The following is a 12,485-nucleotide window of genomic DNA, read 5'->3' on the forward strand; positions in this document are numbered from 1 at the left end:
TCTTGCTGGAATTAGCGAAGGAAACATGCACCAGCAGTAGGTGAAGCATCAACCAGATAATCCGATGAGATGCCGGTCTGTCTCACTCTCATGCAAAGGTAAGATCAACCATTTAATCCGCTTACCCGATTATCTGAGGCCCCAGTATGGCTACCAAATCGACCCCGCTCTACGGACGTATTACCTCTGCGCAGGTCCTCGAAGTGCTCAAATACAGCAGCGGTAGTGACCTCAAAACCCAGCAGGCCCAGCTCACTGCTACCTGCAATCAGCTGGAGCAGCTCAGTACCCCCAGTATCGGCCTTAGCGAGCTCCTGGATATGGAGGACCGCGACCTGCTTAAGCGGGCTGCAGTTCTCCTGCGCGACCTTAACCGTCACGTTGAGCGGGCAAAAGAGGTACGGGTTGAACTCGAAAAACGAGAAGACAAGGCGCGTAAAGCCTATTTGGTAGCAATCAGCGGGCTGATCGCGAAGCGCTTCCCTTCAGTCACCGATGAGACTCCCGGGCGAGCTGAGCAATTGTTGGAGATCATGGAGCTTCATCTGGCCTTATTCGACTGCAACTACCTGGAAGACTATTACGAGGGGGGCTTTCGTCGCAATTCGGGCGGGATTTTGACCGTTTCGAGAGTGGCGAGGAGACACTTACTCAGGCGGTAAACGGCGCTGCGCAGAACTTGCGGTACGACCTTGGGCAACGGTTGGGCTATTCGAGCAAGCAACCCGATCCAGCAAAAGCACTGCAGGCTGTGATCGAGGAGGCCGATCGGCTGCGCCCAGCAGCCAAGGCAAAGAATCAGGGGTTGTTTCAACGCATCGAGCGCGTGTTGGCAAGGGAGCAAACCATCCGCATCACTGCCGATCCACACCAGTCGTAACTGACTTGCTCACTGATTGAGTTCAACCCGCGCTGGGCGGGCTGATGGTTCACATGCTGTCGATGAATGCCGCTACACGTTCCACTGTCGGTTTACTCAGTCGGTGGTAGTCCACGAAGTGGAAGAACCCGTCTTCCTCATCGAGCTGGGCGAGCTCATCAGCGTTGAACGACCAGCGCTGGCCACCGTGCTCAAATTCCTGCCAGTCATCGTGGGTAGCTGTTTCGGTTAATCGGGTACTCACGTTCCTTGCCCTCCTCCAAGCTTAGGGCTTGCAGCTGGTGTGTGCGATCAGCCAGCCATGTGGAGCCGCTGTTTCTGCAGGGGCCGGCACCATTTGAAATGTACAAGTATGACCCCCAGGCGCCGATGCAACGACTGTCGCAGTCAGCGCTGTTTGCTGCAGTACATGTACTTCCACGACCTCCTCGGTAACGTCATAGAACTGTGCGGTAAGGTTCGCTGCGATGCCGCTGTAAAACACATCGTAAAATGAGAAAATACGGTTAGTTTCTAGAGATCAATGAGAATGAAGAAGGCTCTGCCCACTTTGCCGGTCCGCAGCATCGGCGTTAGCGGTCGTAGCGTCACAGGCATCGTACCGCTGATGGGTCGGTTTGAATCGACCCTCGAGCGCGACCTAATGGAGCTTGTCCGCTTCGATCGCCGCGTCAGCAGCTTCCTACCTCAGCCCGTTAGGATCGAATACAAGGGCGATGCCGGTGAGGAGCGGTCGTACACGCCCGACGGCCTCATCACATTCCAGGAATCGGCGTCATCACCGCCGCCAATCCTTTATGAGGTCAAATACCGAGCGAATTTTCGCGAGCAGTGGCGAAACCTGTTGCCCAAATTTCGCGCGGCAAAATCGTACTGCGCTGAGCGCGGGTGGCGTTTTGAGGTCTACACGGAACGGGAAATCCGCACGCCATATCTGGATAACGTCAAATTTCTTTGGCCGTTTCGAAGCCGAGAGCCTGGCCCGCTTCAGCGCGCCCAAGTCGTGGGTGTATTTGAAAGCTACAACTTGATCAGTGTGGGCAACCTCCTTGGAATGCTTGCTCCTGATCCCAAGCAGCGCGGTGAGCTGATCCCCGTGTTGTGGAACCTGATCGCAAAGGGCGTCGTTTGTTGCGACCTGAATATTCCGTTAAGCATGACGAGCGAGCTCCACAGATTCGACAGCGCAAATAGCGTGGTCAGTTGCGCCGTGTTCTTGGCCAAGCCGCGAAAGCGAGTCTTCACATAGCCGAACTGGCGTTGGATCACCCGGAACGGGTGCTCCACTTTCGCACGTACTTGCGCCTTGGCCTTTTCGATCTTGCGCTTGGCTTTGTATAGTACGCTGCGTTTACTCAAGTGTTTGTAGGTGCTGCGGCGGGCAGCGATTGCCATATCACCTGGCGCCCCTCGTGTTCAGGCCGCTTTTCCACGCCTGTGTAGCCCGCATCCGCACAGACGACATTCTCTTCGCCATGCAGTAGCTGAGCGACCTCCGTCACGTCAGCTACGTTCGCGGCAGTGCCGTGAACGTGATGTACCAGGCCCGACTCAGCATCGGCACCAATATGCGCCTTCATGCCGAAGAAGTACTGGTTGCCTTTCTTCGTCTGGTGCATTTCCGGGTCGCGTTTGCCTTCCTTATTCTTGGTCGAACTGGGGGCGTGGATGATCGTGGCATCGACGATCGTGCCCTGGCGCAGCGACAAGCCTTTGTCTCGCAGGTACGCGTTGATGGTTTCCAGAATACACGCCGCCAACTGGTGCTTCTCCAGCAGATGCCGGAAGTTCATGATCGTCGTGTCTTCGGGGATCGGGGCGCTGAGCGTCAGTCGAGCGAACTGGCGCATCGAGGTGATCTCGTACAACGCTTCCTCCATAGCGGGGTCGCTCAGTGAAAACCAGTTTTGCAGCAGATGAATGCGCAGCATGGTTTCCAATGGATAGGGTTTGCGACCGCCACCTGCCTTTGGGTAATGCGGCTCGATCAATGCGACCAGTCCGCTCCACGGTACGACCTGTTCCATCTCGGCCAGGAAACGCTCACGACGGGTTTGCTTGCGCTTACCGGCATATTCGAAATCGGAGAAGCTCATCTGACTCATGGGCAAGACTTCTTGGCGTGGATGAACGGAGCGCTATTTCAGCACAGGTCCGGCTGCCTGTGCTGACTTGATCGGAGAGTCCCTAAACACCCTGCCTAGTGAAAAACTTGTGGGGGTGGATGCAGCGTCAACACCCTCCGTCGCTACAAACCAAGTACCGATTTCAGGTCGATTTCTGGGGGCACTGCGGTGTCGAACTTGTAGCCCTTAATGACCAGGTTGTAGTGCGAGGCCAGCAGGGCCTTAGCCGATTCGCCATCTTTAAGTTCGAGGCAGTCGACCAGACGGGAATGCTCATTTCGTAGCTGACAGTAGTCGAATCCTGAACGGTACAAGGCATTGATAAGCGCTTCTTGGCGTCGAAGCTGGGTATGGATTTGATTCAGGATGTCGTTCTGCAGAAACGAAATGAGTAGCGAGTGAAACTGCCGGCCAAGCTGGTCGCCAAGATCGTGGTCGTGGTTTTCGAAGGCAACTCGCTCCTTCAGGGTATGAGCCCGTAAAGTTTCTAGATCTTTTTCACTGATGCTGCGGGTCAACTGGTCAATGACCCCACTTTCCATGACCAGCAGCATTTGATACAGCTGGTAGGCGTCATCGAAGGTGGGGCAGGCAACTGTTGAGGAGCGTTTAGGCGAGACCACTACCAGCCGATCCTGTGACAAGCGTATCAACGCTTGCCTTACAACGGTGCGGCTTACTTCGAACAGCTCAGCGATGTCCCGCTCGTTCAGCTTGGTCCCTGGCGGTAGTCGGCGATGATAGATGGCGTCTGAAATAGCGGAAACAATTTTTTGAGTGAGCATGGCACCAGCTATCAATGGAAGTTAGCAGCCGGGTAGCCTATCACACCGCCTTCTCCGGCGGGATTGGCACTGTCTTGGGGAGCCTCCGCAGAAAATGGTCCGAAAAGGGGCGTTTTGGTCGAAAAGCCCAACATAAAATCCCGGCGCAGCCCTCAGAAACCTGATCACCGAGACAGCTTGTGGATCTGGCATGAAGGATGCTTGCGTCAGATGGCTACTGGTATACCAGATATCCAATCTGGCATTTCAGTGTCTACTTCGACTACTAGCTCCAGCCAGTTGCCATAAGCAAGGAGCCCCACAGCGCAGGTCTGTATGAAGAACTCTCCACCTAGAAATAATGCGCGCTTCATTTCAATGCTCTTAATGGCATGCCAGCACGTAATGGTGATGTACGCCGGTGCCGTGGCGATTCCATTGGTGCTGGGTGCGGCGCTTGGATTGTCTAAGGCCGACATCGCTTTTCTAATCAACGCCGACCTATTCGCGTGCGGGATCGTCACGATCATTCAAGCGTTAGGTGTGGGGCCAATAGGTATTCGCATGCCTGTAATGATGGGGGTAACGTTCACAGCTATTGGCCCCATGATTGCAATCGGTTCCGACGCTACAGTGGGCTTGTCGGGAATCTTTGGGGCTACCATCGCTGCTGGTTTGTTCGGCTTGGCTGTCGCGCCATTGGTGGGGAAACTCCTGCGTTTTTTCCCGCCCGTGGTGACGGGAACAGAGATCGTCGCAGTAGGACTTTCGCTAATGTCCGTAGCTGCCGCTTGGTCTGGCGGCGGCTTTGGGAATCCGGACTTTGGTCGACCTCTCTACCTTGGAATCGCTGCCGCAGTGTTGGTCTGTATTCTGCTAATTGTGCGGTATGCCAAGGGTTTTCTGAATAACATATCTGTACTTCTAGGGCTAGTATTTGGGTTCGCAGTGGCTGCGGTGGCGGGTTTAGTAAGCCTGGAGGGGATTCAGGAAGCACCAGTGTTCGGGCTTATCAAGCCCTTTCATTTCGGCATACCGACCTTCCATATCTGGCCAATCGCAGCCATGTGCATCGTGATGCTGGTCACCTTCATCGAGTCCACCGGAATGTTCATCGCCCTAGGCGAGATAGTAGAGAAACCAATGGACGAGCGAACGCTGGTTCGGGGTTTTCGTGCTGATGCTGCAGGCACTATGATTGGCGGCATATTCAACACGTTCCCTTACACCTCCTATGCGCAGAACATAGGCCTGGTGAGTATCACCGGGGTACGGAGCCGTTGGGTTTGCGCTTTTGCCGGAATGATACTGATTGTGCTTGGGTTATTTCCGAAGGTCGCGTATTTCGTCGCCTCCATACCTCCTTTTGTGTTGGGTGGTGCGGGCATTGTAATGTTCGGCATGGTGACTGCTAGCGGGATGAAGGTCTTGGCTCGGGTAGACTTCAAGAAAGTGGGCAACCTTTATATAGTGGCGATCAGCCTTGCGGTAGGCCTGCTGCCGGTAGTGTCTCCGCAATTCTTCAATAAGTTACCGTCTGCGTTAGGGCCTATTCTTGAAAGTCCTATTCTACTAACCGCGATCGTCGCCACTCTCCTTAATTTGTTCTTCAATGGAGTAGCTGCGAAACCAATGCGTCAAGGATCCGAATCAACTCCTGCTCAATCGCAAACTCTATAAAGTAGAACTCAGTAATGTTGATAAATGTTTTAGAAAATATGAAGTGGTACCTGCCTTAATGCTCCCAGGTCAGGATTGCGCTTAGCGACCGTTATCGGTCGCTTTTTTTTGCCTCTGAAACTCCCGATTATTATGGGGCGCGGCCGCACCATCACGTTGCAAGAGAGAGAGATTATCCCGCACCGTAATACGCCGCCATTTATTTATATGCTCTCACACAGCGCAAAAGATTTTTTTATGTGTTGATTTCGTCGGTAAAATCTGCGCAATAGAGTGTTTGGCTGGCCCCATACTTGCTATGTATAAATAGCTGATCGCTCGGTCAGTTTTATATATTGGAGGTAAGATGGAAGTTAATAAGTTGGTCGCTGCGGTAGGCTCTGCTGGGCTGCTGGGTATCACTTGTCTCCCACTATCTGCATTTGCAGACATGAATTGGCATAGCGACAGCCTTACATACCAATATGGTAAAGAGTTCAAAGTCGATGCCAAGACTGTTCAGACCATCACCTATGAACATTTTAGCGATTGGTCGTGGGGCGACGTGTATTTTTTCATTGATAACAACTGGTATCCAGGAGGTGGGACCTACAATGACGGGCATCATTCTATCTACAGTGAGACGGCGCCGCGTCTTTCACTTGGCAAAATGTTCAACAGCAACCTTGCCTTTGGTCCGATCAAGGATGTGCTAATCGCAACAAGCATTGAATGGGATAAGAACGACCGGAACGGTTCACACGATCAGGTCAATTATCTACTAGGCCCGGGATTTGATCTCGCTCTTCCAGGATTCGATTATTTCCAGATAAATTTCTATTACCGCAAGCCAGATGGCGGCGCCGCGCCCTCTGGTCAATGGCAGATTACTCCAAGCTGGGCTTATACGATTCCGATGGGACGCTCCGATCTAGTTATCGATGGTTATTTGGACTGGGTAGTCAATAACAAGGGGAGCTACCATCGCAATTTGCTCTTCAATCCCCAGGTAAAATATGACATTGGCAAGTATCTAGGCTATAAAGCGAAGCACTTCTATGCAGGTATCGAGTATAATAATTGGTCTAACAAGTACGCCATTAAGAGTACCAAGGAGTTCAATACCAATCAGAATGTGACAAGCCTGATTGTGAAATACTATTTTTAACTATAGTGGCGGGCTGGTAGTTCGCCATTTATAGTTGGCAGAGCCAGAAATTAAAAAGGCCACCCGAGGGTGGCCTTTGCATTCCGGCGAGTGATTATACCGTGGCTTTGGTGACGCCGAACGTCTTGTCGAACATCGCAGCAATGTGCCCCCCAACCGTGATAGGTGCCGGGTAGGTAGTGTCAGGCTTGCGAAGTGACGGTACTACTTCGACCTCGTAGTAGTAATCCAGGTCAAAGAAGGTAGGAATCGAGTAACGCGCGGCGTCTTGTCTCGCGTTGAAGACCCGATGCATGGTGGAGTGATACAGGCCATCCGTTAGCAACGGAACCATGTCGCCCAGATTCACAACGAAAGTACCATCAATGTAGGGGGCTTTCAGCCATTCCCCGTCGGCATTACGTACCTCCAGACCACCCACTTCATCCTGCAGCAGGAGAGTGATTAGACCCCAGTCGGTGTGTGCGCCGGCACCCAGCTGATTTTCACGAGCATCGGCCGGCTGACTTGGATAGTGAAGCATCCGAGTGATGATCATTGGTTCCTTGAGACCTTCGTCGAAAAAGTCTTCAGGCAGTTGCAGTGATAGCGCGAGTAAGCGAACCAGCCTACGGCCGAGTAGATCCATGTACTGCATGTAATCTTCGGTATGCTGACGAAAACGTGGATTCCCTTCTGGCCATTGATTGGGGCCATGGTAAGGAGTCTTGCGCTGAACATGGGGATGCGCCTCGGTTAGCTCTCGCCCCAAAAGGAACCCTTCCTTCAAATCGGGTGGCGAACCCTCGTCCAAGGTTTGTGCCGCGATAGGCTCATAGCCACGCAGACAACTCGATTTCTTAGAGTTAATTCGCATCTTATCTTCAAGCGGAGTTCGGAAATAATCTTTGGCCACCGCGAATTGCGCCTGTTGCAGCTCTAACGGAACGCCGTGGTTTTTAATGTAAAAAAAACCAGTCTGTCGAGCAGCTTTATGAATTTCCCAAGCTACTGCCTTGCGTTTTTCAATATCGTGAGAAAAGCTGTCGAGCAAATCGATAACAGGAATGTTTTTTGCCACTGATGGCGGGGTGTAAATGACCATTTCCAAGCCTCATTCAGCCAAATGTTTTAGTAGCAAGGCAGCGTTTCAAATTGAATCGGTTCGGCACGAATTTTCGGGCGCCGATGCTCGGCTCGGCGCTTCGCCCAGTGCCAATCCTGATTAGTGCGGTGCGTCTCCTGCTGGGAAAATCCCCGACATTACTGTAAATCCAGGAACTCGCTTGACTGCATCCAGCCACAAACGTACGGAGGGATAATCTTGCAGGCATAGTCCTGCTTCGTCGGCCATCGCTACATACGGAAAACAGGCAATGTCAGCCACAGTCGCATGTGCCAACGGGCATAAATAATTGAAGCCCTGTTGACGCTGCATCCAAAGATGCTTATCCATTACATTCAGCAGATCGTAAGCGCGAGAGCGGCAACTCTCAGCATCGAAGTCGTACATGAAAAGCTCGTGCAACCGAGCAGCTGAGATGGACCCAGTCAAACTGTCCGCGAATGCTAGCCAGATCTGGATATCTCCAAGCACGTCGGGGCGATTGACCGGATACCATTGACGCGTCGAGTCATACATCGCAGCGAGATGAACCAATATCGCCTGGGAGTCTCGAATGGTTTTTTCACCATCCTGCAAAACTGGCAATTGCCCCATCGGATTAATTCTCAGAAATGCTGGGGTTTTATGTTCCCGCCCTGGGTAAAACTCCACAACCTCGGTCTTGTATTTTAGACCTAGAATCGACATCATTAATCGGACTTTGAAGCAATTGCCAGACAACTCGAAATCGTAAAGTTTTAACATGGGGCACCGATTAAATATTCAACACCAGCTTCTTGGAATTACAGCCCGACACACATGGCATGATTAGCTTCCCACTTTCCTTCTCTTTGGCGGAAAGGTAGACGTCTTCATGATTTATATCGCCACTGATAACAGGGGTGACGCAAGCCCCGCAGACGCCTTGCTCGCAGGAGTAATCTATTGTTATGCCGTGATCCAGACACGCCTTTAGAAGTGTTTGCCCTGGTTCGACGGTGAACTCTTGGCCTGTAGAATTTATTGCGACTTGGTACCCGGTCGTTGTGGTGGCGGGGCCTGAGCCTGTGGAAGGCGTCAGACCAAAGTACTCGAAGTGAATCTGCTCTGGGGTAAACCCCGCTTGCTGAGCAACTGTAGCCACCAACTCGATCATCTGTTGTGGACCACAAACGTACACATCGTGCTTGTCGCTATCCACCGACTGCAGCAGTTCAGTGATCGTTCGTTGGGTCCCAAGGACATCCAATCCTAGATAAGGTGGATGATCACTGGCCAAGGTAGCGATTCGATCCGGGAAGGCGATATGTTGCTCACCTCGCGCCAGGTAATGAAAACCATAGGGGCGCCCTACGTACTGCAGATGCAAAGCCATCGCCAAGATCGGTGTGACCCCAATGCCACCCGCGATCAGCAATGGTGTGCGGCCAGGCGGCTGTAGGATGAACTGGTTTCGTGGTAGTGAGACCAGGATTTTGGTGCCGACGTGCACATCAGCGTGCATGCTGCGCGAGCCGCCTCGTGAGTTCACTTCATGCTTGACTCCGATCACCAGCACGTCCCGTTCCTCCGGGGTGTTCACTAAAGAATACTGGCGTAGGTGTCGGGAGGGCGTGAGCACGCTGACATGCATTCCCGGTTCGAGATCGAATTGTTGTGGCTCGTCAGGCGTGAGCCAATAAGAGTCAATGTCCGGAGTTTCACTACGACGTGACGTCACGGTGCACCAGAACTGGTGGTTCGCTGTAGCCTTGCGTGTTGCCGCCACTGGTACGGCATCAGATGCAATTAGTCGGACAGGGGGAGCCGCGACGTTGCTAGTGCTCTCCCGCGCGGGCAAGAACAAATTTCCCAGAATATCAATGAAAGTCGACTTACGCTCTAAGGACACGGGTTGGTTAGAGAAAAGGCGAGCATGAATTACTGCTCGTCCATCCGACTCCGGCTGCACGAACAGCCGTAGGGTGTCCAAAAGGCCTGCGCACTTCAGGTCTATAATAAGGCCGGTGGCCAGCACCTGAACCCCATCGGTAGAACTGCCCAAAACAGGAGCGAATAACGTTGCTGCTTCTTTGAGCAAGCCTGCGGCTGCAGTGGCGCTCATGGGAACAGTATGACTGCGTAGGTTGCTCGCTACGGCTGCATCGATCGGTGCAGAGTTGTTCGGTTTGTGTTCAGATCCAGCGGCCTCAAGCCGAGCAAAAACTACACCGTTCACCTCCGTACACTGGAACGTGCGAACGCATGCAGTGCTAGGTTTTGCGCCGGGATGTGCCGGTACAAAGGAGCACTGCCCCGAGCCGCTCTCGTATTTCCAGCCGTGGTATTGGCATTTGAGCTGGTCGCCGACATTCACGCCTAGGCTTAACCGCACACCACGGTGTGGGCAACGATTCTCCCATACGTTTACTTCACCTGCGTCGTCACGCCAGACGGCAAGCTCCTGGCCAAGCAGACGTGTCTGGTACACATGCCTGAACGGCAAGTCTTCAGAGCTGGCAATCACGTGCCATTGTTGATTCAACGAAACCATATCTCATCACCTGCTAATACAGCTCACCCACGGGTGGTGCCGAACGTCACGTTTCTGTCATTAAGCCAGCGTCGATAGGCACTGGAGAGTGCATCCGCTCGCACGGGGGTTTCATGTCTTGGATTAAGGGGCAAGGCCTTGGGGACTTGGTTTATCAGGATCATGATGTCCTGCCCGAAAATGCGCTGCTGAAAGTCGCGCAGTTGTTTGTCGGTATTGATGTCGTCCAGGTAGCACATGATCGTGTGAGCGATGCTGCTCTCCTGATCCACCGGCTGCACGAAAAGTCCAAGCACATCCAAGCGGTTGGCATCGATCACACATGTTTTGTAGAGGATGGCAATGAAAGGGCGAGCTATCCGGTAGACGTATTGCATCTCCACCGGCTCGCTCGCAGCTGCTGACCCCTTGGGCTGCGGGAAACGACAATTGACTGCCCGAATTTCATCAGCCGCTTCATCTATTTCGACATCGTAAGCGGCAACCTCGGTCAGGGGCTCCGCGCCAAGAATGTCGGTATGAACAAACGGAAAATGCGCCATGTCGAGAAAGTTCTCGATAACCCTCAGTCCTGACGTAGCTACTCGGATCGAGCCTGCGCTGACCACTCTGCGGTCCGCTTCCGCGAACTCCGGTATCGCAATGACGTCCCTAGGGTTATCGCTTAGTGACACCCAAAGCAGACCATAAATGCTCTTGGACGCTAGCTCCGCCGTGTTATCTGCCAGCCCGGCGGATACAGTGCCATCTGCAAGTTGGTACCAGATCTCCGTCCCTAAAATTCGAGTGTGGTATTTCCGGCCGCTGACTGTCTCGGCCAGCGCCCCGACGGGATACCAGTCGTCGATTACAAAGCTGTTTTCTGCGTGCATGAAAATGCCTTCTGAAGCCCGGCGCACCGTGGAGTGACCGGGGCAGTCACGGTTATTGGGCCCGGTACTGGGCAACGAATTCGGTAGGTGAAACAGCACTGCGGGCTTGATGGACAGCCGCACGCTCGGCATACAGCTCACGAACGAAGTTCGCGTAGGCGCAGCTGTCAGCGAACATGTTGTATTTCCAGCCTAGGCCGTAGGCGTTCAGATTGATGTTGTCGATGGTCATCAGCGACAGCGAGGTGTCGTCACTTTGCAGATACGCATCGATGACTTTGCGGGTCACTTCTTTGGTGCAAGCCAACTTGTGCGCATGCCACATATCGGTGTGCCATTCCCCCTTGGCTGGACGCTCGAATGGGTACTGAATAGATCGACCTGGGCGGTCAATACCTTTCGCGTCCCAAGGGCCAGTCTCAAAGCCCCACCAGTTCAATGGGCCGTTCGGTGCTGCTGGCCGCATCTGCGCCCAGTGCACTAGGTTGCGGCTAAGCCATTGATCTGCGTAGCTATCGGAATTGAACGGGTCAAGCATCGCAATGGCCTCGTTATCTCCGCGCATCTGTGAAACCGCGTGCTCGACCTCATTTTCAATCTTGAAGATGCAGTGGCTGTAATCCATCGCCATGTTGAATGGCACACCGCGAGTCTCAACCAGATCGGCTACTTCCAGCACTCGCCGGTAGTCTTCTGACCACATGTCAACGTGGTTTTCGAAGGTGATGATGACCCCAGATTTGGCAGCGTATTCATAAGCGTCGAGGTAGCAGGCAGCCACTTCCTCATTGGTGACGTAGTGGCCGTCCTTGTGTTTGGCCCAAACCATGAAGTTGTGGTACTTGCCGCCTACTTCTACGGTGAGATCCAGGTTTTCCCTGATGACTGCCTCATCGAGCCCCAAGGTGTAGCAGCCACTGCCCGACAGTACCGGCAGATCGTAGAGTTGGCTGCCCTTGATGTACTCGTCCAGCTCCTGACGATTGTTCGGAATACGATCGATGAAATCCCAAACTTGGGCTTCCTTTACCAGCTTGAACTGCTCGAGGATGGGCAGTTCGACCAGGGAAACTGGCCGCTCCATGGATGACGCTTGAATGCCTAGACCGGCACATCCCAGCTTGAACATCTTTTTCATGTGTTGATCCCCTATCGCGTGTGCCAGAGTCAAAGGCCATTTGCTGTCATCATCAAATTTCATGGCTTTCCAGATGCACAATCTGGTATACCAGTTATGCCGATGTCAAAGCACTTCCTGTGCCAATTCACTTGATTGATAGGGCTAGCCCTCTATTTGACTGGTCGGACAGCTTTTGATGAAAGCGTCCGAAGATTCTTGGCGAGGCTTTTAGCGCCAAAGAGGTGCGCCAATCTTCTTTTGTGATTCAGATTGGTGCGC

12 protein-coding genes and 1 pseudogene are annotated in these 12,485 nt (G+C 53.1%); 5 read left to right on the top strand and 8 right to left on the bottom strand.

Annotation, left to right across the window (positions count from 1 at the left end; all coding sequences use genetic code 11):
• Positions 1-146 precede the first annotated feature (146 nt).
• The gene (locus DMX12_RS26065; protein WP_009682468.1) at positions 147-662 is read left to right on the top strand and encodes a hypothetical protein; all 516 of its coding nucleotides are present in this window, start codon (positions 147-149) and stop codon (positions 660-662) included.
• 17 nt (positions 663-679) lie between these two features.
• A complete protein-coding gene (locus tag DMX12_RS29195) occupies positions 680-880 on the top strand; it encodes a hypothetical protein (protein ID WP_031325683.1) in 201 nt (66 codons plus the stop codon).
• 49 nt (positions 881-929) lie between these two features.
• Here the strand turns inward: DMX12_RS29195 and DMX12_RS26070 are convergent, their stop codons facing one another.
• On the bottom strand, positions 930-1,124 hold the full coding sequence (locus DMX12_RS26070) for a hypothetical protein (RefSeq protein WP_009682466.1): 195 nt from the start codon (positions 1,122-1,124) through the stop codon (positions 930-932).
• A 399-nt stretch (positions 1,125-1,523) separates the two neighbouring features.
• Here DMX12_RS26070 and DMX12_RS26075 point away from each other — a divergent pair, with 399 nt between their 5' ends.
• A complete protein-coding gene (locus DMX12_RS26075) occupies positions 1,524-2,129 on the top strand; it encodes a heteromeric transposase endonuclease subunit TnsA (protein ID WP_228393862.1) in 606 nt (201 codons plus the stop codon).
• Here DMX12_RS26075 and DMX12_RS26080 read toward each other — a convergent pair.
• Positions 2,051-2,985: pseudogene (locus tag DMX12_RS26080) on the bottom strand (IS5 family transposase); the annotation flags it as partial. The gene DMX12_RS26075 and the pseudogene DMX12_RS26080 overlap by 79 nt on opposite strands.
• A 143-nt stretch (positions 2,986-3,128) precedes the next feature.
• Positions 3,129-3,791, bottom strand: a complete 663-nt coding sequence (locus DMX12_RS26085) for a GntR family transcriptional regulator (protein ID WP_023662964.1) — start codon at positions 3,789-3,791, stop codon at positions 3,129-3,131.
• A gap of 315 nt (positions 3,792-4,106) precedes the next feature.
• Here DMX12_RS26085 and DMX12_RS26090 point away from each other — a divergent pair, with 315 nt between their 5' ends.
• Positions 4,107-5,450: a nucleobase:cation symporter-2 family protein gene (locus DMX12_RS26090; RefSeq protein WP_009682464.1), complete on the top strand. Its 1,344-nt coding sequence runs from the start codon at positions 4,107-4,109 to the stop codon at positions 5,448-5,450.
• A gap of 346 nt (positions 5,451-5,796) precedes the next feature.
• Entirely contained in the window at positions 5,797-6,597 is an 801-nt protein-coding gene (locus tag DMX12_RS26095; protein ID WP_009682463.1) for an outer membrane protein OmpK, read from the top strand.
• Positions 6,598-6,691: 94 nt separating this feature from the next.
• On the opposite strand, the gene DMX12_RS26100 is transcribed toward DMX12_RS26095, so the two are convergent.
• The 5 genes from DMX12_RS26100 to DMX12_RS26120 form a co-directional block, all read right to left on the bottom strand.
• The gene (locus DMX12_RS26100) at positions 6,692-7,681 is read right to left on the bottom strand and encodes an isopenicillin N synthase family oxygenase (protein ID WP_009682462.1); all 990 of its coding nucleotides are present in this window, start codon (positions 7,679-7,681) and stop codon (positions 6,692-6,694) included.
• Between the two features lie 120 nt (positions 7,682-7,801).
• Positions 7,802-8,446: a glutathione S-transferase family protein gene (locus tag DMX12_RS26105; protein WP_009682461.1), complete on the bottom strand. Its 645-nt coding sequence runs from the start codon at positions 8,444-8,446 to the stop codon at positions 7,802-7,804.
• 10 nt (positions 8,447-8,456) lie between these two features.
• Complete coding sequence (locus DMX12_RS26110; RefSeq protein ID WP_033690311.1) at positions 8,457-10,214, bottom strand: Rieske 2Fe-2S domain-containing protein; 1,758 nt, start codon at positions 10,212-10,214, stop codon at positions 8,457-8,459.
• Between the two features lie 23 nt (positions 10,215-10,237).
• Positions 10,238-11,086: an aromatic ring-hydroxylating dioxygenase subunit alpha gene (locus tag DMX12_RS26115; RefSeq protein ID WP_009682459.1), complete on the bottom strand. Its 849-nt coding sequence runs from the start codon at positions 11,084-11,086 to the stop codon at positions 10,238-10,240.
• Between the two features lie 52 nt (positions 11,087-11,138).
• The gene (locus tag DMX12_RS26120) at positions 11,139-12,287 is read right to left on the bottom strand and encodes a hypothetical protein (RefSeq protein ID WP_232247636.1); all 1,149 of its coding nucleotides are present in this window, start codon (positions 12,285-12,287) and stop codon (positions 11,139-11,141) included.
• Between the last annotated feature and the right edge of the window lie 198 nt (positions 12,288-12,485).

The organism is Pseudomonas sp. MB-090624, from assembly GCF_003205245.1.
Lineage (GTDB): Bacteria > Pseudomonadota > Gammaproteobacteria > Pseudomonadales > Pseudomonadaceae > Aquipseudomonas > Aquipseudomonas juntendi.